We start from the raw sequence: 25,285 nt of genomic DNA, 5'->3' as shown, positions 1-25,285 counted from the left end.
CTTATCGTATTAAACAGTTGAATGAAACAACAATTAACGGAGTGCATTATGAGTAAATTATCCGGAAAAATTGCCCTGGTAACAGGTGCGGCTGATGGGATCGGTGCAGCAAGCGCAAAGGCATTGGCAGCAGAAGGCGCCTTTGTTTACGTTACCGACATCAATATAGAAAAAGCGCAGGAAGTGGCAGAAGAAATTGGAGACAGTGCAATAGCGTTAACGCTGAACGTCTGTGAAGAGGCCGATTGGAACAACGTTTATCAACAGATCGAGAAACAAAACGGTTCACTGCATATTCTGGTGAATAACGCAGGTGGTGGCGGTGCCGGTGATATCGAAGGTACCAGCATTGAAAGCTATCGTAAGGGCATGACACTCAATGTCGATAGCGTTTACATGGGCATAAAACTGGGCCTACCGCTTATGCAAGGTAACGATGCGTCGATCATTAACATGTCTTCGATTCACGGCTTACGGGCTGCATCTTACGCGGTCACATACACCACCGCTAAAGGCGCAGTAACCATGCTAACTAAAGCCATTGCCCGTCACTGCGCTGATAACAGGCTGAAAGTACGGTGTAACTCCCTTCACCCTGGTTATGTAAAAACACCACAAATGCTGGCCTGGATAGATTCTCAGGAAGACTCGGAAGCAGCATTGGAAGGGCTCGTCTCACAACATCCTATCGGCTTCCTTGGCGAACCGGAAGACATTGCTAGTGGCGTAGTCTTTCTTGCCAGTAACGACTCGCGCTTTATGACAGGCGCTGAATTGGTCATTGACGGTGGCTTTTGCCTGTAATGTCCGGGCAGGAAAATTCTTCAAAATAATTGAAAGTAAAAAAGGCCCGAGAGGGTCTTTTTAGTTTCAACTACTTAGGAGATTATTATGCGCTCGGTTTCTTTTATTGTACTACTGCTATGTAGCAGTGTTTTTCACGTTTTTGCGGCGCCCGCGCCAAGCGCGTCGGAGGTACGACCGTTGCTTGAAGGGATGTCTGTACCCGATGTAAAGGTGACCGATACCGACGGTTCGCCGTTCAGTTTAAAAGCACTATTGATGCAAAAGCCTTCTGTGGTGGTGTTTTATCGTGGCGGTTGGTGTCCTTACTGCAGCGCGCAATTGGCAGGTCTGAAAGACATTGAAAAGCCTTTAACCAAAGCAGGTTATCAAATCCTGGCGGTATCGCCTCAGTCGCTAGCGCAACTGAACGAGCAAAAGCTCGAGGAAAAGTTTGCAGCGCGGTTACTGTCTGACGCTTCGCTGTCGGCACTGAATGGATTTGGGATAAGCTATTACGTCGATGCCGACACTGCCAAGAAGTACGATAGCTATAACATCGCGCTTACCAACGACAATTCAGGTAAACCCGTACTACCTGCGCCCGCAGTCTTTATCGTCGATAAGCAGGGAGTCGTGCAGTTCAGTTATGTAAATCCTGACTACAAGGTGCGCCCTTCACCAAAGCTTATTCTAGCTGCCGCTGAAGCGCTGGTAGAGTAACTCATCTCGTAGAATTTACTGGCCCTGAATACAGGTTTGACCCTGTTGCAGGGCCAGCCTCTCGCAAACCGACTGTGAATGCCTTACACTGGGCCTATATACAGTTAATTTCTTTAAACATCATGCAGTCACTCGCTCATACACCGGTCACTGATCTGAAAAAGGTTGGCGCCAAGGTGGCTGAGAAATTGTCAAAAATTGGTCTCAATACGGTACAGGACGTGCTGTTTCATTTGCCGTCCCGCTACGAAGATCGCACCCAGGTTTACGAAATCGAAGATTGTAAACCGTTCACGCATGTCAGTATTCAGGGCGAAGTGAAATCGGCCGACATCCAGTACGGCAAGAAACGTATGTTTGTGGTGAAAGTGTCAGACGGAACGGGCACGATCACTTTACGTTTTTTCCATTTTGGCGCTGTTCAGCGCACCATGATGACTCCGGGGAATGAAGTTCGTTGCTTCGGTGAAATCCGCACGGGTAAGTGGGGGCTGGAAATGATGCACCCCGAATTCTCGTTAATTGGCGAAGATGACGATGACGTAGAAGAAACCCTGACGCCGGTGTATCCCACCACCGAAGGCGTTAAACAGCTCACCTTGAGAAATCTTACCGAACAATCGCTGGCATTGCTGGAAAAAGGCGGCTTAACGGATTTGTTGCCAGACGGCATGTATGAAGGGCAGGTGACGCTGGCCGATGCCCTTCGTCTTGTGCATCGTCCGCCACCGGATGTGTCGTTGGAGATGATGGAAGAGGGTCTGCACCCGGCACAAAAGCGATTGATTCTAGAGGAGTTGTTGGCACATCACCTCAGCGTGCTGAAGGTTCGCCAGCAAGCCCAGGCGCAACCCGGTATACCTATCAATATGAATCATGACTTAATTGGGAAGCTGCTGGATAGTTTGCCATTTTCGCCCACAGGCGCGCAGCAACGGGTAGTGGCCGACATTCAAAAAGACATGAGCCAACCCTACCCAATGATGCGTTTGGTGCAGGGCGATGTGGGTTCAGGCAAAACACTGGTGGCGGCGTTGGCTGCGTTGTCAGCCATCGGTGCGGGATACCAGGTTGCGCTAATGGCCCCTACTGAGCTCCTTGCAGAGCAGCACGCCAGTAATTTTCGTGGCTGGCTTGAACCATTAGGTATCAAAGTTGGTTGGCTCGCAGGTAAACTTAAGGGCAAACCGCGTCAGGAAGTACTCACTCGCCTCGAAAGTGGTGATATTCAAATGCTGGTGGGCACCCATGCTATTTTTCAGGAGCAAGTGGAATATCAGCAGCTCGCACTCGTCATTGTGGATGAACAACATCGGTTTGGTGTGCATCAGCGATTAGCGCTGCGTGAGAAAGGCGAGAAGCAGGGCCGTTTTCCTCATCAGTTGATTATGACTGCAACGCCGATCCCGCGAACGCTGGCGATGACGGCTTACGCTGATTTAGATACCTCGGTAATCGATGAGCTGCCTCCCGGCCGTTCACCGGTTACCACCGTGGTATTGCCCGATACCCGTCGTGGCGATGTGATTGCCCGGGTATACGACGCGTGTCATAACCAGGGGCGCCAGGCTTATTGGGTATGTACATTAATTGATGAATCGGAAGTGTTGCAGTGTCAGGCCGCAGAAGATGCAGCCGTAACGCTTCGCACCGCGTTGCCGGACTTACGGGTTGGACTGGTGCATGGTCGTTTAAAACCGGCTGAAAAGCAGTCTGTGATGGACGAATTTAAGCGCGGTGAACTCGATTTGCTGGTGGCCACTACGGTTATTGAAGTGGGCGTAGACGTGCCAAATGCCAGTATTATGATTATTGAAAACCCAGAAAGACTTGGGCTCGCACAGCTTCACCAGTTACGTGGACGGGTGGGGCGAGGCGCAGTGGAAAGTCAGTGTGTGTTAATGTATTCGGCCCCCTTGTCGAAAACCGCCACTCAGCGACTTGGCGTACTGCGTGAGTCTAGTGATGGATTTTATATTGCCCAGAAAGATCTGGAAATCCGTGGCCCCGGAGAGCTCATGGGTACAAAGCAAACCGGGATTGCTGAAATGCGGATTGCTGATTTGGTGCGTGACGGGCAATTAGTCCCGCAAGTACAGAGTATCGCCGAACGGTTATGGCAGGACTACCCAAGTCATGCGCAAGCTATCATTAATCGATGGATTGGATTTAAGGAACAATACGGGAATGCATAACATTTCTGTCTTTATTGCCCCAGCGCAAAGTGAAGATGAAAAAAACAAGCTACAACAGGTAGCAGAGAAATGGTCTTTTCCGGTGATAAGCGAGCTGCCTGAAGGTCTTGCAGTAACCGTCGAAAATGGAAAGCTGTCGGTGAAAGATTTTGCTGAACCTAAACAACTTGGGGTTTTTGTAGATTTTCTTTCTGGCAGTAGTTTGTATCGCCAACAGCATGGCGGTGGTAAGAAAGAACCCATTGCCAAAGCGATTGGCGTAAAAGGCTCTGAGACACCGACGGTCTTGGACGCCACACCAGGACTAGGCCGCGATGCGTTTGTTCTGGCGTCGTTGGGTTGCCGGGTGGTGATGATGGAGCGTTCACCAGTGGTCGCCGCACTGCTCGACGATGGTTTGCTGCGCTTGGCAGAGCAAGATCCTGAATTTGCTCAGCGATTCCGGTTAATTCACGGTAACAGTATTGAACAAATGGAAGCGTTAAATGACGAGATTGACGCAGTTTATCTGGATCCAATGTTTCCACATCGGAAAAAATCTGCTTTAGTAAAGAAAGAAATGCGTGTTTTTCAGCAGTTACTCGGCAGCGATGACGATGCGGACGGATTACTGTTACCAGCCAGAACACTGGCAAAACAACGGGTTGTGGTGAAACGTCCTGACTATGCCGAGCCGCTGGCAGGCGTGACGCCCACCATGGCGATCAAAAGTAAAAAACACCGATTTGATGTTTATCTATCACCCAAGTAGGAGAGAAGTATGATTAGCGTTGGTAGTACCTTGCCGGAAGTCACCTTTGGCTTGTTAAAGGACGGAAAAACCACCAATCCTCACACCAATGACATCTTTGGTGGTAAGAAAGTAGTCGTGTTTGCGGTACCGGGTGCGTTTACGCCAACCTGTTCTGCGGCCCATCTGCCAGGCTATGTGGCATTGGCGGACAAAATTAAGGCAAAGGGCGTTGACGATATTGTCTGTATTTCGGTTAACGACGCGTTTGTTATGGACGCGTGGAAGCAGGCCAGCAATGCCGATGAAATTACGATGTTGGCAGACGGTAACGCGTACTTCACCAAAACCATCGGTATGGACATGAACACCGGGGATTTCGGCGGCGCACGCAGCGTTCGTTATTCTATGTTGGTTGAAGACGGTGAAGTGACACAGCTATTTGTAGAAGATCCGGGCCGTTTTGAAGTATCTGATGCGGAATCTATGCTTAAAGTCCTGTAATTAATTAATGCCTTTCTTATATAAATCGGTTGTCGACTAATACTTTAGTCGGCAGCTGTTCGCTTTCTTCTTCGTAATATACTGAAAATCAAACATTAATAATGCTTTTTGAACAATGTTTGTAAGCACTATCATCGTCATTATTTTTTCTTACTTATTGTGCACTAATCCATTCGTTCTGCTATGCTCGTATTAAGCGTAGTTTGCCTATATATGGTGGGGGTAAGGAAGTACTCCACGGTTTTTCAACCGTTATTCTGCAGCGTATGATCTCGCAGGATGATCAGAAACGCTCGAACGGTCCCAAGGAGGGAATACATGATGAATAAAGGCCAAAAATACGGCGTTTACCTGATATCAAAATCGTTATCTTCTGATGAAGCCAGCGACGAACAGGTAATGCTGTTTAAACAATTACTACAAACCTGCGGCTACGAAGTTACCGAACTCACAGCAATCGAACAGCTCGAACAGACATCTAATCAAGATCTGATTTTTTATGACGCTGCCTTAGCGGATGAAAAATTAGGGGCGTTTTATCGCTATCAAGGTTATGCCCGTTGGATTCTTTTTAATCTTCAACCTGGTGACATCGACGAATGCGAAGCAATTATCGCGGGTGTCGAAGGCACGTTCTACACCTCTGATACCCCCGAATTATTGCTTAAAGGGGTTCGTCGCCTGGCGAAAATGGATGTGTGGTTTAAGCGTAATTCAATTAACGAAGCCTTACGTCGTTTGCGGCAGCAAACCCGTAAAGCAAGCGCTGCGATAAACCGCCCTCAGGAATTGTCTAAATCGATGGTGCATCCGAAGCTGACTAAGCGCGAGGTGACCATTATTGAACTGGTCGCGCAGGGTTCGCAAAATCAGGAAATCGCCGACCAACTGCATATCAGCGTCAATACGGTAAAAACGCACATTTACAGTATCTTCCGGAAAACGCATTCAAGAAACCGAATCGAACTCTTGTCGTGGTCGCAACAATTCGTGAGTGATTACAGCAGAGCGTAACTTGAACAAACGCAAAATCCGGTAGAGAAATCACCGGATTTTGTTTGTCAGTGTATAAGTTGTGGTACTCGTATCGCAACATTAGCCCGCATTTTTTCTAAACAGGCACAACTTCAATTCAAATCCCTGCATTAGCAAATAGATTACGAAGTAACCCCCGGAATAAATCCAGAAGTCACAATGTTGTACTTATTCGAGGGTATTTTTGCGATATGCGCACTAATATATGCAACTCATGTGATTACCATACGAATAAGTGTAGTCAGACCGAGCAAACATAATCCGCTCTTATAGATTGAAACAATAATTTTCGGAAAAGCTTTAAAGAGAAGAATCCAGTGGAGTCGTTACCCCTGCTAAAAGGTTGACTGTGGAGACTTATTAGCTATTGAAGTGGACAACTGCGGAAATAATGAAAGATAAAGGAAAATAAGAGTCCATGTAGGCGTTTTCCTAATCCCAACTATTCCCTGTCAGGTCAAAACTAACCCATTAAATGTATCGCTCATCGTATTATGCTTCCATAATCATTTTGTTGTAATTTTAACCGCGTTTAAAAAACGAGCGAATGCGGCTTGCGCGTATATGCGAAAAATATGTTTCATAAAAAAGTCGTAATTTGGAAATGTTGCTATGGATCTGTAAAAAACTTTGTGGCAACAATAACATGCTGTTACCCCTGCTAATACTTGATATGTGGCGATCCTAAAGTGTGCTTACACACACCTAACTATAAAATACATATGGATCAACACTATGAAAAAGAAACTTTCTGCATTGACGTTAGCGATGCTGCCAGCGCTTGGAATGGCGGCTCCTACTGAAACAGTAAGCTATGAAGACGATTCTATTATTGTTGTGTATAAAGCTTCAGCGACAGAAGCCGACCGCAATTCAGCAATGGCCCTGATCAATCCAGGTAAAGGAAAGATTCAGGCCGGTGCTGCGCAGATCAAATCGCTTATGAAAGGCCGTGCCGCCAGCTTAAATATTGGCAACATGGGCGTTAAGAAAGCTATTGAAACCCTTAAGAAACACCCTGCAGTTTTAGTTGCTGAACCTAACTATCGTGTAAAGGCGGACTTTACACCTAATGACGAATTCTTCTCAGAGTTGTGGGGCTTAAGCAACAGCGGCAGTGATGGCGGCGTAGCGGGTGCAGATATCAGTGCTGAAGAGGCATGGGATATCACTACAGGTTCTTCAGATGTTGTTATCGGTGTTATTGATACCGGTGTTGACTACATGCACGAAGATCTTGCGGCCAATGCATGGACTAACCCTGGCGAAATTCCTGGGAACGGTATCGATGATGACATGAACGGTTACGTAGATGATGTCTACGGTATCGATGCGGTTAACGATGATTCCGATCCTATGGACGACCACTATCATGGTACACACGTTGCCGGTACGATTGGTGCGGTGGGTGACAATGGTATTGGTGTAGTGGGCGTGAACCACGACGTCTCAATTGCTGCTTGTAAATTCCTCGATGCAGAAGGTTACGGTTCTACCGATGATGCCATTGAATGTATCGATTACTTCACTGCGCTGAAAGAAGCGGGCGTTAACATCAAAGCGACCAACAACAGTTGGGGTGGTGGCGCGTATAGTGAAGCACTAGAAATGTCTATTGAGGCCGGTGTTGCAGCAGACATTCTGTTCGTTGCTGCAGCAGGTAACTCGGGTGCAAACAACGACGTAAGTCCACACTATCCTTCAAGCTACGCGTCTGACGGTGTATTTGCCATTGCAGCAACCACGCGTACCGATGGCGACTCGTTCTATTCATATGGTCCTACTACGGTAGATTTGGCGGCCCCAGGTGTGGCTATCTATTCAACTATTCCACCGGCAGCGGGTTATGGAGAGTACGAATTCTTATCCGGTACTTCTATGGCTACGCCTCACGTATCAGGTGCCTTGGCACTGGTATTAGCGGCTAATCCTGCACTTTCTGTTCTGGAAGTGAAAGAAATCCTGATGGAGTCTGGCGACGACAATGAAGCGATGGCTGAGAAGATACTCAGCGGTAAGCGCTTGAACGTTGCTCAGGCTCTGGCTGACGCCGATCCTACTCCTCGCTTCGGCTTCGAACCTGTTGTTTCAGACATCGAACTGACAGCAGGTGAAATGGCGGAGTTTACTTTCATGGTAACGGCTATTTCAGACTGGGAAGGCACTGTTGATCTGTCAGTTGCAGACTCTTTAGGTACAGCTTACCTGTCTACCACGACGGCAATGCCTGGTGACATGGTAACCTTGTATGTACCAACTACAGAAGAAACGCCTTGGGGCACATATGCCTTTAGCGTAACAGGTACTTCGGGTGAACTGACTGACTCTGAGAGTTTCAGCCTGTCTGTACTGCCTGTTGGCCTTTACGAAGAAACCTTCAGTAATACAACGCCAGTAGATATCCCAGACTCAGACCCAGCCGGTATCACATCAGTGATCACTGTAGATGACGCAGCAGTTGTCTTCGGTGCTGAAGTGTTTGTCGATATCACCCATACCTGGATTGGCGATCTTATCGTTACACTAACATCGCCTGCTGGTACGGAGTACGTTCTGCATAACCGCGAAGGCGGCAGTGCCGACGACATCTACGAAACTTATGAAGTAGAAGGTTTTAACGGCGAAATGGCCATGGGTGACTGGACTCTGTTCGTAAGCGATAATGTGGGTTACGACACAGGTACACTAAACCAGTGGGCAGTTACGCTGACTATGCTTGGTGAAGGTGACACTGAAACACCACCTTCTGCAGGCTTTGAATACGCTGTTAGTGATCTGACAGTATCCTTTACCGATACCTCTACTGACCCTGATGATGACATTACCACTTGGGAATGGAGCTTCGGCGACGGTAGCACTTCTTCTGAGACAAGCCCTGTTTACACTTATGCAGAGCCAGGTTCATATGAAGTCACACTGATGGTTACTGACTCTGAAGGTCAGTCTGACTCAATGATGCAGGTAGTAACTGTTGAAGCTGCACCAGGTGAAAGCGATATCGAAACGATGCTGCGTCGTACTGTTATTCGCGGAAACCGCTATGTTGTAGCTTTCGGCTACAAAGGTGCGGTAGACAGCGAAGTGTCTATCTATAAAGACGGCGTAATGATTGGTACTAAACCAGCGTACCGTGGTCGTGGTAGTTATGAAGACCGTGGTCGTGTAGACGGTGCTGAAGGCGCAACCTATAAGGTTTGTGACTCTTCTGGCTGTTCTGCAGAGTTCTATGTTCCATACGAGTAAGCACAAACGTTGATCCCATTGACGTAAATTAAGGCCTCCCTTGCGGAGGCCTTCATCGTTTTAGTCGTTTAACTTCAATATCTGTCACCAGCCCTCTATAATTCGCCCTTTCAATAGAGCGGAATTTCTCAGTGATCCAAAAAGACGTAATTATCATCGGCGCAGGAGCGGCGGGCTTATTCTGTGCCGCTGAAGCGGGCAAGCGCGGCCGTTCCGTAGAAGTATTGGATCACGGGAAGAAAGTGGGACGTAAAATTCTTATGTCAGGTGGTGGCCGCTGTAATTTCACCAACATGTACGCTGAACCGGCTAACTTTTTGTCTGAGAACCCGCATTTTTGTAAATCTGCACTTAGCCGTTATACCCAATGGGATTTTATCGCACTAGTTGCAGAACATGGCATTCCTTATCACGAGAAAACACTGGGGCAACTGTTCTGCGACAATAGCGCCTCCGACATCGTAGATATGCTGATAAGTGAATGTGAGAAAGCCGGTGCAAAGATTACCACCCGCTGCGAAATCCTGGGTGTTGAAAAAAGCGATTCCGGATTTGCAGTAAAAACATCGCAGGGCGATTATGCATGCGAGTCGCTGGTCATTGCCACTGGCGGCCTGAGTATGCCTAAAATTGGCGCGACGCCCTTCGGTTACAAAATTGCTGAACAGTTCGGCCTTAAAGTGCTACCAACCCGTGCCGGACTTGTGCCGTTCACGCTTCACGATAGTGATAAGGAGGCACTGGAGGCATTGAGCGGTATTGCTGTTGATACTTCAGCAACCTGTAATGATAAATCCTTCCGTGAGGCGATGCTGTTTACTCACCGTGGTCTCAGCGGCCCATCCATGCTGCAGGTGTCGTCTTACTGGCATCCGGGAGATACACTACACATCGATTTACAACCTACCGAAAGTGCGGCGGAATATCTTACGCAGGCACAAAAAGATAATCCCGATGCCCAGCTTTCAACGGTGCTTGGCCGTTACTATCCTAAGCGCATGGTGCAGACCTTCATCGAGATGAATGACTGGCCAAATGAACCGGTAAAACGCCTTACTCATAGCCAGATTGAGCAAATTGATTCCACACTTTCTGACTGGCAGGTGGCCCCTAATGGAACAGAAGGGTACCGCACTGCAGAGGTTACCTTGGGCGGCGTAGATACCGACGAGCTATCATCAAAAACCATGATGAGTAAGAAAGTCGACGGCTTGTTCTTTATTGGTGAAGTGGTAGACGTAACCGGTTGGTTAGGGGGATTCAATTTCCAGTGGGCCTGGAGCAGCGCCTGGGCGGCAGGGCAGTATGTATAATGTAAATAGCTGACATATCAGACAGGAAATAATAAACAATTGACGATTTTGTTATACTATAACATATCTTTTCTTTGCTGAGTCTTTAAGTGTATTCCTTTTTTACCCCCCGAATAGTCATTAATTTTACTCTAATCTCTCTCTTATTTAGCTCGTTTTCTGTCTTCGCTAAAGAGGCTTTTACCCTTGTTGACGTTAAAGCGACTTCGATGGCTTCTTTACGCCTAAGGTTGAAATTGGCGCGCAAGTCACACCCGGAACAATCGTTGCCGTAGTGCAATGAACAACGTCGCCCTGCAAATGCAGGGCGATTTTTTATGAGTAGGCTTAGCGCAATCGCTCATTGCGCCACGCCTATGCGCTTTGTAGTTTAGGTTTGAACAGCAGTACGCCAAACACTGGGCCGGCAGTATTACCTTTTTTGGGTTCAAAACGCACATTCACCTTTTTCTTGCCCTTGGTAACAGACTCTGGAATGTCGTACACCACGTCAAAGAATTTACCGGGTTTATCAAAATCGAGTGTTTGTGTAGCGACCTTTTCCCCGTCGATCAGAATATAAAACTCCCGGGCGCGTTCTTCACCCCAGTACGACGCCTGAAGTTTCAGTGGCCCCGGTGCGACCTCAAAGTCGAAGCTAAAGAAGCCGCCGGTTCGGGCATCACGGCCATTGCGGCCACGGTACACCACAGGGTAACTGATTTCTGATTCCAGGTTATGATCGCGCTCAGCCTGCATTTCGCCTAAGTGCATGACATCCACAGAGCGCTCGGCAAGATCTTTAAGGCGCGCTTGCTCGGCAGCGTAAGCAATTTCAGCATCCGCCCATTCGGCGTCGGTAAATTTCTCGAAATACACCGCGCTACGACGATGATGGTTGGCATAAAACGGCGAGAACTTCATGTCTGCCGGGCGACCAATGCCCTCAGACTGATACACTGCCTCATCAGCATTCTTACTGACCAGGCCGGCAATTAAATCGCTGCCTACTAAGGCCGGCGCGGTGCCATTCCAGGGCTCGTCGCTGCTTCCTAAATCCGCAGCCATCACCATTGGTCCTTGCAGAATAGCAACAACGTTATCGTTGCCCGGTGTGGCCTCAAGACGCAATAGCAGCGGTAGTTCCAGTGCCACTTTGTCACCGGTTTTCCAGCGGCGCTGAATATAGGCGTAGCCTTTTTCTTTTTCGCTTTGAGTGGGTTCGCCATTCACGGTTACTGTCCAGTCTTCACCTGCCCATGCGGGAATACGCATGGCTAAGCGGAATGCTTTTTCCGCTTTATCAATAGTCAGATTCACTGCACCTGCGTAGGGGTAAGCGGTATCCATGGTGATGGCAGCCTGACCGGCCTTCCAGTCAACCTTTGAAGGAATGTACAGATTCACAAATAAGGTATCGTCTCCTTGCCACCAAATAGAATCTCCATGCTTGGCGTGGGTTTCCATGCCCGAACCCGTGCAGCACCAGAAGCTATCGAATTTACTGGAATGGTGGCGGGCAGCACCTGACATAAGCGGTGTCATATAGGTCACCATACCGGTAGCGGGATCGATTTGTGCCAACATGTGGTTTAAGTGGGCGCGCTCATAATAGTCGAAATAGGCTGCATCCGGCTGCCAACTGTAAAGATGGCGGGTGAGTTTAAGCATATTGTAGGTGTTGCACGCCTCACAAGTTTGCTCGGTTATGTGATTGGCAATACTGTCTGCATCAAAGAAATATTCACGATCGGCGTTACCACCAATCACATAAGAATGATGGTTAGTCACTGTCTCCCAGAAAAAGTGGGCTGCTTTCTGATCGCTGGACTTGCCGGTTAATTCATATAAGCGGGCAAGACCAATAAGCTTGGGTACCTGGGTATTGGCGTGAATGTTAGCCAGTTCATCTTTACCGTTCGCCAGCGGGGAGAGGACTTTTTTGTGATAGAGCTTTTCAGCCAATACCAGCCAGCGGTTATCTTGAGTGCGCGCATACAGTTCTGCAAAGCTCTCATTAATGCCGCCATGTTCGCAGTCCAGAACGGTTTGTACCTGCTCATCGGTGAGGTTCGCAAAAACGTCTTCGATGTATTTACCTAATCCCACCGCTACCGGGATGCCACTTTCAAGGCCGCAGTAAGTCTGCGCATCAAAGAAACCTGCATACAATTTATGCCAGTTATAAAAGGGTACCCAGCAACCATTCAAATCAAAGCCTGCAGAGCGAATATCGCCTGCTTTAATTTCTGCGAATATCTCTTTGCCATCCACAATGGTTTTATCTTTACGTTTACGGGTGAAGCCCGCCACATAACCATCGCCCTGTGCCTGCTGGCATCGGGCTAGTTCATCAATAATGTAAGCCAGTCTGGTTTTCGCTTCGACGTTGCCGGTTTGCGCATGAAGTAATGCTAAAGCTGACATGTAATGGCCAAGGCTGTGCCCGGCAATGGTGTCGCCTTCCCAACCGCCGTAGATCTCCCCTTTAGGTTCCAGCCCTGCAAACTTATGGAAGTTATGTAAGAAGCGGTCAGGTTCCAGCTCCATCAAATAATTGCTGTTTGCGGTAACTGCATTCAGAAAGTCTGAATCGAGCAGGCGTACATCATTCAGGGGTAGGGCGCTGGCTGTTTTGGGCAGTGGGTTGACCGCTACCGCCGCTGTTTCCTGACGAGAGCAGGCGGTGAGAGTCACTGAAGAAAGCGCAGCAAGCGCAGCAAGCGCAGTCATTCCTTTGAGGACCTGTCGGCGATCCGTTTTAAGACACAGGTGACACATAACGTTTCCTTTAGGGTAGTTGCACTCTACCTGCACTGCATCCATGAGCATACAGACAAGCTGGCGTGTTGGGTGCTACGTTGATTATTATATTGTTATACAGTATACGATATGTGAATTTGTTAGGTAACTCAAGAAGGTTTTTAGGAGAAAGGCGCGTTACCGGTAAAGGAGCGAGCGCTGAACCGCATCTGAGTATATTACTGTTTCTCTTCACCCACCTCTTAGTCTTTCTACACGCAAAATTTTGTCGAGCAATAGTCAATAAAGATAACGTACAAATAGTTCCTTCGTTGGCTAATTTTTACAAAGCAGAATAACTTATTGAATTTAAATCATAAAAGTGTAGTCCGTTTGGTCATGAAAAAGATATGTTATATAGAATATCGTATAATATATTTGACTTTGCTTCGTAATTGAGTGTTTAGTGTACACGAAGGAAGACACACCGACGGTCTTCCCACAATAAAAATATAAAGCTCAACACGTGTGAGGAAGCAATGACTAAACATTCTGCAATCAAAAAAGGAGTGATAGCAGCCATCGCTATGATGAATGCTACGCCCTTGATGGTGCAGGCTCAGGAAGCCGCATCAGAGGGTGCAGAAGTAGAGGCAATAACGGTTACCGGTTCGCGCATACAACGCGCTGAATACACAACCAACAGCCCTATTTCTGTTGTGGATGACTCGGAAATTAAATTCCAGGGTGCAACAAGCATTGAATCTGTACTGAATAAAATGCCCCAGTTTACTGCTGACGCGAACGAAAACGTGTCTAACGGCTCTGACGGTACATCACAGATCAACCTGCGAAACCTTGGCTCAAACCGCGTACTGACTTTGGTTAATGGCCAGCGCATGCTGCCTACCATGGGGATGGACGTTAACTTCATCCCGTCAGCGCTGGTAGAGCGGGTTGATGTGGTTACCGGTGGTGCGTCTGCGGTATATGGTTCTGATGCCATTTCCGGGGTAGTTAACTTTATTCTGAAAGACGACCTTAACGGTATCATCTTTGATATTCAGGGGAGTGGCTATCAGCATAACAACGACGACAGTGCCACGCGCGACCTGGTTACCAGCTATGGTTACGAAGTGCCGGACAGCAGTGTGTGGGACGGCGAGAAGTACGATTTTAACTTTGCTGCTGGCACCGACTTCGTCGATGGCAAAGGGAATATCACATTCTATGCTGGTTATCGTCGTACAGAGCCTGTATTGCAAAGTGAGCGAGACTATTCTGCGTGCGCTATTTCCGCAAACAGTACCTTAGATGGTTATGCCTGTGGTGGTTCAGGAAACAATCCCTGGGGCCGGTTTTCTGTGTTGAGCGGGCCAATGACTGGCGGGTCGTATAACAACGTCAAAGATGGCTCTAAAGAGTGGGATACCTACGGCGATGAATACCTCTACAACTACAATCCGCTGAATTATATTCAACGGGTCGATCGACGTTACACCGCCGGCATGATGACCCACTATGCGGTAACAGATACTGACGAAGTGTATGGTAGCTTCATGTTTATGGACGATCAGAGCTTCTCACAAATCGCACCGTCTGCATTGTGGTTTGGGGACGACTATGCCATTAACTGTGATAACCCATTGATGAGTAGCCAGCAGGCTGCGGCGTTGTGTGGCACGTCGGCAGGTACCAGTGAGATTATCGATGCCTATGTGGGTTATCGTCTTGATGGTGAAAATGCCCGCCCACGTCGCGACAATCTCCGTCACACCGACTACCGCTTTAGTCTGGGTATGCGTGGTGACATCAACGACGGCATTACCTACGATGTCAGCTACCTGCGCACAACGGCACTGTATCAGGAAACGTTTATGAACGACGTGAACCCTGAACGTGCAGCACGTGCATTACTGGCTACTGATGTGAATGGCGTTGCAACCTGTAATTCAGTCATTGATGGCAGCGATTCAGCTTGCGTGCCTATTGATGTGTTCGCCTACAGCGGTATTTCAGATGAAGCATTTGATTACATCCTGACATCGAACTCTACGGAAAGCACGCAGACCCTTGATGTGCTGAGTGCCTTCTCGCAAATCGACCTGGATTACTATGACATTTCTCTGCCGTGGGCGATGACTGGCCCTGCGATGGTGGTGGGTTATGAGCACCGTAAAGAAGTGCTGGATTTCGAAGCAGATGCAATTGCGGAGTCTTACGGTACTGAAGACGCATATGGCGTGATTGAAGTCGACGAGGTTTATACCGAAATTGATATTCCGCTGGTGGAAGATGCGTCGTGGGCGAAGTATCTCGGTATCAACGCTGGCCTGCGTTATTCTGAATACACCAATAGCGATGACGAAGGCAATGAATCTGAATACGACGCGACAACTTACAAGTTCGAGCTGAGCTATTCACCCAATGATGATCTGCGTTTCCGCGCCAGTTTCAACCATGCGATTCGTGCGCCTAATGTGTCAGAACTGTTCTCCTCACAAGGTCTGGGTAACTACTCGGGTACCGATCCTTGTTCTGGTGCCAACCCGACAGCCACATTTGAGCAGTGTGCTCGTACCGGCGTAACTGAAGCCCAGTATGGCAACATCATTGAATGTCCGGCTGAAACTTGTGTGCAGCAATATGGTGGTAATCCGAATCTGCGACCTGAAGAAGCTGACACCTACACCGTCGGTATTGTTATTACGCCGGAAGCGGTTGAAAACCTGTCTGTTTCACTGGACTACTACAATATCAAAGTTGAAGATTACATCGGTTCTATCGATCCTAACCTCATCATCAACCAATGTATTGCAACCGGTAACAGCTATTACTGTGACCTGTTCAACCGTAGCCGCGCCGGTACGCTGTTTGGTACAGATGGCTATGTGACGTCAACCACACTGAATACCGGTTATCTGCAAACATCTGGTGTCGATATCAATGCAAACTATACCTACGAAATGGGCGAGTATGGTTCATTGGGTATGCAATTAGTAGGTACCTATCTGAACGAAATGGTCACCGAGCCTCAACCTGGACTGGGTACTTACGACTGTAAAGGTCTGTATGGTCCTTCATGTGGTCAGCCGGTGCCTGAGTGGCGTCACAATGCCCGTGCAACCTGGATGATGCCTTGGATGGACGCACAGGTATCGTTGTTATGGCGTTACATGGATAGCGTGAAGCTGAGCTTGAATGAAAGTAATGAGTTCCTTACAGGCACGAATTATGAAATCAATGCTGAAATCGGCTCGTATAGCTATTTCGATCTGGCAGGTAGCATTCCGGTTGGCGACCACCTGGTTTTCCGTGGTGGTATCAACAACCTGTTAGACCGTGATCCTCCTATTATCGTATCCAACGTGCTGAGCTCGTTCGGTAACGGCAATACGTTCCCGGGTATGTACGATCCGCTAGGCCGCTCTATTTACATTGGCCTGACTGCATCGTTCTGATGTAAAACCTGAAATAAAAACGCCCTGCTTTTAATAGGCAGGGCGTTTTTGTGTGTGTAATGCTTGATGAGAATAAGATGCTTAGGGCATTTTCAAATCTGACGCGCCGGGTACAAACGGCGCTATTTTTTGCCACGTATTTTCTATATCAAAACGCATGCTGCTGTTCACAACACAGAACAGTCCTTGCCCGTTAGGCGCAAAACTCTGCTCTGGCACCCATTGTTCAAACGGGTGTGAGTCATGGATAAGCAACAGTTGAGGGTGGGTTTCCGTACCGGCAGTCACATGATATTTATCAAGCATGTTACGTTTAAGTGCGCAAAAGTAGTAAAGCGAGTATTCAGTCCAGCGACCGCGTAAGTGCCGGTAGAAAGTCCAGTTAGACGGTGACCTAGGATTATGAAGGCGGCAGAGTTTATCTACCCAGGAGCCCTTGCCGCGCAAGTTTGCGGCTATTTCCTCACCCGTTGCTTCGCTAATATCGCTGGCCATTATGGCAGGTGTAACTGTCATACCGACTTCAGGGTCGCCAACGTGGTCTGACATTTTCAGAATTCGCGAAGACGACTTCCACCAGCGAGGATGAAGCGCACGTTTCTCATATTGTAGAAGCGCCTTACCGTCGGGGATCAGTAGCGATTCGGTAAGCGGGCGTAAGCATATGGCGTCAGCATCTAATGTCAGATAATAGGGAGTAGACAATTCCCTGGGTGCCGCGAGTTTGATCATCTGTTGCTTGCGCCAGCCTCTCACCTGACGATGGTTAGCGAGCTCAGGCACCATGTCTTCTTCAGAAACAACCCGAATAATAAATTCAGGCCATTTCTTCACTTGCTCCCGGATAACGCTGACTTCGTCAGGTGGACAAACAATCAGGATCTCTTTCAGAACCTGGTCTGCGCCAAAAGCGCGAAGCGTGGTGAAAAGTATATTGGTGCGACCGAGGTCATCAACATCGTAACTGCCTCTGATTGAGAGGGGTAAAATCGCAGATAACAACATAAGCGCGGTAACATCTTCCCTGAGCGTGTTGCTCGCTGGAACGATGATGTTACCCAACGAGCAAAACTGGATTTTTATAGTCCGCTAATAATATACAAATAAGTGAAAGCTTTGTACCCTTCATTGGTCGAATTTCGACAACAAATGCATGAATAATGCGTTCACTTTTCTACCAATTAATTGGCAGCAGCACTTGTTAAAGACAACACCGTTTTGGTGTTTTTATTCAAAGGTAGTGAAATTCTGCCCGCGGTTTTCGATTGCTTTTCTTGCGGCTGATAGGGTTGCCCAAATGAAGCAATGTTTAGCATGGCAACCGGTGTGTACGGTGTGGCTTCGTCGAGGGTAACGGTGATCTCACCGGTATCACTATGCCAGGTTACCGCACTGAATTTTCCTGCATCTAATGTGAGCCAAACCTTTGCCGGCGCAATGTAGACTCTGTTGCGGAAAGCATCTTTTGGCGTAATGGTTACCGTATTGTTGTTGGTAACCTTGGTTAATCCACCGAAGCCTTGCCAGCCGAACGTAGCATCGTTAATGAGGTAGCTGCCAATGGCGAAAGTATGACCAAAGAAACTTGAGCCATAGTCTCCGGTGTATGGGTCGAACTCCATGTAATCCGGGAAGCTGTGGAAGGCCGCAGAAGCAAAACCATCCTCATGGATATTGGTGAGTCCACCCATCATGCCGCCGTAGCCAACCCGCAGCAGGTAGGTATCGTCAGGGTTTCTGCGAAAGCTATCCAGCAGAGGAATGGCATTGATGGTGGAGCCATAGTGATGTAACTGACGCTCAATGCGGCTGTCTTTACCCGCGTATAGGAAATCCCAGAAACGACGGGCGCTGCCGTTGTATCCCCAGTGTGGTTGCGTAAAGTCGTATCCCAGAATCACTTCCCGGGTGAGTTCGGCGGCAGGCGTATTATTAAAGTAGCGCATCCACGCATACACCTCTTCCTGACCGGTGGAATCCCAGGGCATTTCACTGCCAAACGGATAAGCCAGTTCTGACCAGTGATCGGCCCGGGCTTTCATAGTCGCTTTCAGTTTGTCAGCCAACGCATTCATGCCTTCTGCATACAGGTCGTCAAGTATGGCTACGAACACATCACCTTCCATCTGACCAAACTGGGCGTAGTGCGGAGCCAATTCAGTCATGGCAATGCTGGTTTCTGCAGCACGTTGCAGGTAAGTTTGCCACGGATGTGTTTTTACCAGCCCTTCATTAAAGCGGGCGAGGCGATAAAGTACCCACTGCGCCGCGGCAACGTGAGGATAGTTGAACGAACGGCCCAAGTTATCAGACTGTTCTTTGCTCCACGATGCCCAAGTGGTCCAGTCAAAATCGGGATTATACTCGTAGTCAGGCAATGCTTCGGGGTCGTAGAAGAACAGGCTCTTTTTCACGCCATGCTTGCCTTCGCCTTCGTTTACCTGGAGTCGGCCGTCAATAACCTCGTTGTAGAAGCGTTCAAACTGCGCGATCTCTTCCGCGTCGGGTTGCCCAAGCTGCTTCATAATGCCCGCCAGCCAGGAGCCCGCACCGCCTTCGTCGCTGAGCCCGGCAATCCACACCCGTTGGTCTTGTAGCACGATGTCTTTAGTGTCGTTGTCGTAGCTCATGATTGACGGGCCACGTTTGAAGGGGTCATCGTCACCTTCAAACCATTGCTCATCAAACAGGAATTCGCCTAAATCGGAGACAGCCTGCGCCATTCCCTTCGATACAAAATAGTGCACGGTCTGTACGGTGTTGTCTTCATAGGTAATGGTTACGCGGGATTGTCCCCATTGATTACCGGTTACGTTATAAGCTGCCCAGCCATTTTGCGGTGATGTCGCCTTTACGGTAAGCGCATTTGCAGGCTCTACAACCAGTGATTTAACCGGGCTGGGTGAATTGAGATACAGCTTTGCAGGCAGATCTTTGGGCACCACATACCCTGGCAGGCCAACGGCGACCGGACGTTGCTGCGCTGATAAAGTGTCTTCAATTTGCCGTACTTCAGGTGCTAGTGCGAATCGTACTGCGGTGTCATAACTTTCACCAGGCTTCAGCGTGAGGCTGCGCGGTTTGTTCCACTGCTTCTTGCCTTTCCATTCGTTGTCGGCAAAACCCTTATTGAACACCATCCAGTCGTAAAAACCTTCGAAGGTGTGGGTACGCACGGTGGGATCGTTGTAAATAACCGGAGAGCCGTCTTCGTTGGTGTCGCCAAGAATGGGCATCCATCCGGTAAGGGGCGCATTTTCTTCCGGCAGTACCAGCAGCGCTGGTCCTTTACCGTTTAGGCGTACCACCTGCACATAGCCTGCATCCATGCCCATGTAGGGTTCGGCGTAATTGGCTTTTTCATGGGCTTCATCCAGTTCTCGACCGGAAAGAATGTTATCGAACACCATGGCGATACCAAGACCGCCTATTTCTACCGCGTGGCTGGTGGTATTTTTCAGCGTAAAGCGCAGTACTAGTTGATTGTTGTCTACCGACCAGGAGCGGCTAACACTCAGCGGAATACCGGGTAAGTCGCTGGTAATGTCTGCGTGCATCAATGCGGTTGATGACGTCAGTGTTTTTACCGGCTGTAATTGCAGTGCGCTAGAGAAATCTTGCCATGCACCGCCCGCCTTTCGGACGCGCAAATCAATGTCGCCCAGTTGATAGTAGCCAGGTCCTTCGCGCGTACTGTTATGTTCATAAGAAAGGAAATCTACGCCTTTTGCTGCATCAGGTTGCAATGACAGCAAGGTTTGAGCGCTTTCATCAAAAATCAGTTTCAGACCGGCAGCATTCACGTTTTTTTCAGCAGCGATAGCAGATGCGCTTGCTGTCGCTACGGCGAGTGCCAGTGAAATAGCGAGGGGCAGTTTTCGTTTGATTACGTGTCGCATAGGTTCCCTTTTCATTATTGTTGTGGCGTTAATCGGAAAGACAGTTGGTAAGCGTCACTTTGACTAGCAGGGAGCAATCGGTATTTATCGTAGGGTAATGCTCCCCAACTGGTATCACCGCCTAAACCCCGTTGACGCCAGTCAATGTTAACCTCGGTCATATTTCTAGGTTTGATATCGCTGGTATGCCTATTTGGTCCTTCTTTCGGATGATCGAAGTCGGCGATGGTGTTGTGTAAGGCAGAAAAGTCAAAGGATGGCATACCGGTGACCTGTAGCGATGGGCCCTTGTTGTGTTGCAGTGAAAGCCAACGGGTATCAGCACGGTTGCCGTTTTCTTGTGGACGAATATACGGGGTATAGAGTTCGCTTACCGATTGCTGGTAAATACCTAAATCGGCGCTGAATTTACGGTCCTGATAGTTCTCAAACGGGCCTCGTCCATACCATTGCGCCTCATCAAACCCCTCTTTGAGTTGCATTGTCATACCAAAACGAGGCATCTCAGGCAGATCGCTGGCAAGGTCAGCGATAAAGGTCACATCGGCTTGGCCGTCAGGATAAATGCGATAATGTAGGGAGCCCGAACTATGCAGGGCATCCAGTGAAATCGCGAAATTCAGTTGTACCGCATCATCATCTCGCACCGTTTCGATACCGGTAACCGACACCTTGTCGCCTGCAAATTTGTATGTGTCTGCCGCAATTTCACCGAACTTGTTGCCGTAGTCGTTATCAGTAAGAGCACGCCAGAAATTTGGTCGCAGTGGAGCCTTAAGGAGCGGTTTGCCTTCTAGTTCAAGTTGCTGAAGCTGCGCGTTTTGTTTGGTGAAGGTATAGCGCGTTTCCCCTGCATGTATCGTGATTGTGTGTTCAGCGTCTTTAATCGTAGGCTTGTTGTTGGTGACAATGGGAGGCAACGTTGGCGCAGAAGACGTTAGAATAAACTGGTCACTGGCCACTTCATGACCGGCTGGCAACAGCGCATCGGCGTTATTGCGGGTAAAGCGCACGTTCAAGACGTATTCGTGTTGCTGGCTGAAGTTTTTACCAAATACGCCATCGAGGCTGATGGTCTGAGAAGACTGCGGCGCAATACCAGGAGTCTGGAAAGTCCCATGTTCTGTTTTTCGGCCATCTTCGAGTAATTCCCAGTGCGCAGTAAAACCGAAGAGGGAAGTAAAGAAAAAGCGATTGAAAATACTGAGCTGATTGTCTTTGGTGAGTTCGGTGTGTATGTTCTGATAAACCTTCTTCACCTCATGCAATGCTGGGTGTGGTGTGCCATCGGAAGCTAGCAAGCCATTGGCACAGAAGTTCCCGGCATGCTCGATGCCTGCTGGTTCAAAGTCGCCGCCGTAGCCGTAATAGCTTGTGCCATCGGCTTCATGTTTTAATAAACCCTGATCCATCCAATCCCAAATAGCGCCGCCCTGAACCTGCGGATGTGCGTATACAAATTCCCAGAGTTCTTTGAGGTTACCGTTTGAGTTACCCATGGCGTGGGAATATTCCACCCAAATAAACGGCTGTTCGCTGAAATTACCCACATATTTTTCGTTGATTTCTTTTTCGGTGGCATACATCCAGCCAATCACGTCGGTCATTTTACCGGGGTGCCAGGTGCGACGGTTTTCATATTGGGCGATTCGAGTCGGGTCCATGGATTTTGCGAGTTCATATGACGCTTGAATATTCGGGCCGGGACCAATCTCATTGCCCACCGACCAGGAAATGATAGAAGGATGGTTTTTATCCCGTTCAATCATGCCATGCATCCTGTCGACAATGGCTGCTTTGAAGGCAGGATCATTGCCCATGGACATATCTTCGTCGTAGCCATAACCGTGGGCTTCCACATTGGCTTCGTCAATCACGTACAGCCCGTATTTATCTGCAAGCGTGTACCAATAAGGATCGTTAGGATAATGCGAGGTGCGCACGGTATTGATATTGTTCGCCTTCATCATGCGAATATCGTTCAGCATGGCTTCGCGGCTGACTACCTGGCCCGATACTGGGTCGTGCTCATGACGGTTCACACCTTTAATGATAATAGGCTGGCCGTTAACTTTAAGCTGGCCGTTGCTTATTTCTACATTACGAAAACCTACTGGCTGATGCACATACTCGGTGTGGCCGTTTGTGGTTACCGCTATTGTCAGGTCGTAAAGGGTGGGGGATTCCGCCGACCAGGGTTTAATGTCGTCAAATTCAGCAGAAAAGGTGGTTATGGTTTCTTCACTCTTAACCACCACTGATTTTTCCTGCTGCCAGATTGTGTCACCGGCTGGGTTGTTCAGTGTCAGTCTTATATCAGCAGAATCGGCCCCTTTAGGAATCTGAGCCAACGTGGTGGTAACGTTGAATTGTCCGCGACGATAGTTGTCACTTAAGCTTGCGGTAATAGCCAAATCCCATAGATGCGTTTGTGGTACCGCTTGAATAAATACATCCCGCTGAATGCCACTTAACCGCCAGAAATCCTGATCTTCCAGATAACTGCCGTCGCTCCAGCGGTAAACTTCCACAGCCAGTGTGTTATCGCCGTCGTGTACCAGCGCTGTGATATCAAACTCAGCGGGCAGTTTGCTGTCTTGGCTGTATCCAACTTTGACACCATTAACCCACACATAATAGGCCGATTTCACGGCACCGAAATGCAGGATCAAACGCTGACCGCTCATACTCTCAGGTAAAGTGAATTCACGAAGATAAGAGCCTACGGGGCGATATTCCTGCGAAATAAAGGGCTTATTACGGGGAAAAGGGTAACCAGAAGTGGTGTAAACGGGATAATCGTAACCATGCATCTGCCAGTTAGACGGCACGGGTATGGTTGGCCAAACACTGGCGTCGAAATTTGGCTGATAGAAATTAACCGGGCGGCTTTCTGGATCTTCGGAAAAGTGAAACTGCCAGAGGCCGTTAAGGGAAAGCAGGCGTTTATTTTCTGCTGAGGCGTCACGCATTGCCGCATCAGCCGAATCGTAAGACAGAAAATAGCTTCTATCCGGCAAGCTGTTGATACTGAATATGGCGGGATTTTCCCAGTCATTTTGCGAACTGGCTTCCTTTTCCTGAGTGAGTGAGTCTGCACAACCTGCAATAAGCAGTGGCAGTACGAACAATAGGGAAGATGCAAAACGTCTGGGAAAATCCATTTAATTTCTCCTTAAAAAAAAGCCGCACCACGGAACACGAGCGGTGCGGCTTTCCAACGGAACTTAGCCTTTGAGGTAGGTGGTTTTCATCACCGTATAAAACTGTTTCGCAGCCCGACCTTGTTCTCGGGCACCGTAGCTTGAGGCGCCGACACCGCCAAACGGCACGTGGTAATCAATACCAGCGGTTGGCAGATTAATCATCATCATGCCGGCTTTCGCATAGCGCTTGAAATGCTCGGCATATTTGAGTGACGTGGTGCAAAGTCCTGATGATAATCCGTATTTGGAGTCGTTCAGCATTGCCAGACCGGTTTCGTAGTCGGGCACACGGAACATGGCGGCGACCGGACCAAAGATTTCTTCCTGCGCGATAGGATCGTCTGCTTTCGCATGGTCGAACAGGGTTGGCGGGAAGAAACAGGCTGGCAGCGGATCTTTAGTACCACCGAAAACCAGTTTGGCCCCTGGAGTGTTTTCCATTACCGCGGTTTGTTCGGTGATCAGCGCTTTTTGTTTAGGCGAAGCCAATGGACCAATATGGGTTGACGGGTCTGTCGCGTCGCCAACCTTCAGCGCAGCGACTTTTTCGGCCAGTCTGGCGGCAAATTTATCCGCGATGCTGTCTTGTACGATGATGCGTGAGCACGCAGTACAACGCTGGCCGGCTGCCAGAAACGCGCCGTTCAGCGCCAAATCTACCGCCCCTTCAAGGTCTGCATCTTCCAATACGATCATGGCGTTAACGCCACCCATCTCGGTTTGTACTGGAATGCCACGCTCAGCGGCTGCCATGCGCACTTTTTTACCGGTTGCCACAGAACCTGTGAAGCTCAATGCATCAATGCCGCTATGTTCACACATAGCCGCGCCGGTCTCACCACCGCCTAGCACCATGTTTACTGCACCAGGTATAATGCCACCTTCGTGGATGAGTTCCATTAGACGTGCTGCTGTTGCAGACGAGATTTCAGATGGCTTCCAAACAACCGTGTTGCCAAAGGCCAGAGCCGGTGCAATTTTCCAGGCCGGAATAGCAATAGGAAAGTTCCACGGCGTGATCTGGCCGACAACACCCACCGGCGCGTATTCGATTTCTACCATGGCGCCGTTTCGAGTGGATTCCAGACGCTCACCAACAATGCGTAAACACTCACCGGAGAAGAAACCAAAGATGCGGGCTGCACGGCCCACTTCGCCTCGGGCGTCGCCAAGGGTTTTACCGGTTTCACGGGCAATCAATACCGACAGTTCTTCACTGTTGGCCATGATGAGTTGCTGAATTTTGGCCAGTGCGTCAGAACGGGACTCAATACCCTGGTCGCGGAATTTGCCGAAAGCGGCTGTTGCGCTTGCTACTGCGCTGTCTACTACTGCGGCATAAGCAGAAGGCAGGGTGACTTTTAGGTCGTTATCTTTCGACGGGTTGTGTTGCTCCAGTGCCGCTGCACCTTCTACTACTTGTCCGCCAATATGATGACTCAGATTGATGACTTGCATTAAATCTTCTCTCT

14 protein-coding genes are annotated in these 25,285 nt (G+C 48.8%); 9 read left to right on the top strand and 5 right to left on the bottom strand.

Annotation, left to right across the window (positions count from 1 at the left end):
- Positions 1-48 precede the first annotated feature (48 nt).
- The 8 genes from BFC18_RS12490 to BFC18_RS12455 all read left to right on the top strand — a co-directional run bounded on the left by BFC18_RS12490 (position 49) and on the right by BFC18_RS12455 (position 10,526).
- Complete coding sequence (locus BFC18_RS12490) at positions 49-804, top strand: SDR family oxidoreductase (RefSeq protein ID WP_070125886.1); 756 nt, start codon at positions 49-51, stop codon at positions 802-804.
- Between the two features lie 87 nt (positions 805-891).
- Positions 892-1,506 (top strand): peroxiredoxin-like family protein, encoded by a 615-nt coding sequence (locus BFC18_RS12485; RefSeq protein ID WP_070125885.1) that lies wholly within the window; start codon positions 892-894, stop codon positions 1,504-1,506.
- A gap of 122 nt (positions 1,507-1,628) precedes the next feature.
- On the top strand, positions 1,629-3,701 hold the full coding sequence (gene recG / locus BFC18_RS12480) for an ATP-dependent DNA helicase RecG (RefSeq protein WP_070126121.1): 2,073 nt from the start codon (positions 1,629-1,631) through the stop codon (positions 3,699-3,701).
- Positions 3,694-4,452, top strand: a complete 759-nt coding sequence (locus BFC18_RS12475) for a class I SAM-dependent methyltransferase (RefSeq protein ID WP_070125884.1) — start codon at positions 3,694-3,696, stop codon at positions 4,450-4,452. Before recG ends, BFC18_RS12475 begins: the two co-directional genes overlap by 8 nt.
- Positions 4,453-4,461: 9 nt before the next feature.
- Positions 4,462-4,935 carry a peroxiredoxin gene (locus tag BFC18_RS12470; protein ID WP_070125883.1) on the top strand — a complete coding sequence of 158 codons (474 nt, stop codon included), beginning with the start codon at positions 4,462-4,464 and terminating at the stop codon, positions 4,933-4,935.
- A gap of 318 nt (positions 4,936-5,253) precedes the next feature.
- Positions 5,254-5,949 (top strand): helix-turn-helix transcriptional regulator, encoded by a 696-nt coding sequence (locus tag BFC18_RS12465; protein WP_070125882.1) that lies wholly within the window; start codon positions 5,254-5,256, stop codon positions 5,947-5,949.
- Positions 5,950-6,705: 756 nt separating this feature from the next.
- Entirely contained in the window at positions 6,706-9,213 is a 2,508-nt protein-coding gene (locus tag BFC18_RS12460) for a S8 family serine peptidase (RefSeq protein ID WP_070125881.1), read from the top strand.
- Between the two features lie 131 nt (positions 9,214-9,344).
- Complete coding sequence (locus BFC18_RS12455; protein ID WP_070125880.1) at positions 9,345-10,526, top strand: BaiN/RdsA family NAD(P)/FAD-dependent oxidoreductase; 1,182 nt, start codon at positions 9,345-9,347, stop codon at positions 10,524-10,526.
- A 354-nt stretch (positions 10,527-10,880) separates the two neighbouring features.
- Here the strand turns inward: BFC18_RS12455 and BFC18_RS12450 are convergent, their stop codons facing one another.
- Positions 10,881-13,238, bottom strand: a complete 2,358-nt coding sequence (locus tag BFC18_RS12450; protein ID WP_083273058.1) for a glycoside hydrolase family 127 protein — start codon at positions 13,236-13,238, stop codon at positions 10,881-10,883.
- 548 nt (positions 13,239-13,786) lie between these two features.
- Here BFC18_RS12450 and BFC18_RS12445 point away from each other — a divergent pair.
- Positions 13,787-16,708, top strand: a complete 2,922-nt coding sequence (locus tag BFC18_RS12445; protein ID WP_070125879.1) for a TonB-dependent receptor domain-containing protein — start codon at positions 13,787-13,789, stop codon at positions 16,706-16,708.
- 81 nt (positions 16,709-16,789) lie between these two features.
- Here BFC18_RS12445 and BFC18_RS12440 read toward each other — a convergent pair whose 3' ends face one another.
- The 4 genes from BFC18_RS12440 to BFC18_RS12425 all read right to left on the bottom strand — a co-directional run bounded on the left by BFC18_RS12440 (position 16,790) and on the right by BFC18_RS12425 (position 25,271).
- Entirely contained in the window at positions 16,790-17,770 is a 981-nt protein-coding gene (locus tag BFC18_RS12440) for a DUF6492 family protein (protein ID WP_245680376.1), read from the bottom strand.
- A 119-nt stretch (positions 17,771-17,889) separates the two neighbouring features.
- Positions 17,890-20,607: a DUF5695 domain-containing protein gene (locus tag BFC18_RS12435; RefSeq protein ID WP_139139011.1), complete on the bottom strand. Its 2,718-nt coding sequence runs from the start codon at positions 20,605-20,607 to the stop codon at positions 17,890-17,892.
- Between the two features lie 14 nt (positions 20,608-20,621).
- Positions 20,622-23,771, bottom strand: a complete 3,150-nt coding sequence (gene lacZ, locus BFC18_RS12430) for a beta-galactosidase, LacZ type (protein ID WP_083273057.1) — start codon at positions 23,769-23,771, stop codon at positions 20,622-20,624.
- A gap of 63 nt (positions 23,772-23,834) precedes the next feature.
- Positions 23,835-25,271 (bottom strand): aldehyde dehydrogenase family protein, encoded by a 1,437-nt coding sequence (locus tag BFC18_RS12425; protein ID WP_070125876.1) that lies wholly within the window; start codon positions 25,269-25,271, stop codon positions 23,835-23,837.
- Positions 25,272-25,285 lie beyond the last annotated feature (14 nt).

Origin of the sequence: Alteromonas confluentis (genome assembly GCF_001757105.1) — a bacterium.
Classification (GTDB): Bacteria; Pseudomonadota; Gammaproteobacteria; order Enterobacterales; family Alteromonadaceae; genus Alteromonas; species Alteromonas confluentis.
This window is presented reverse-complemented; position numbering and strand designations above follow the sequence as displayed.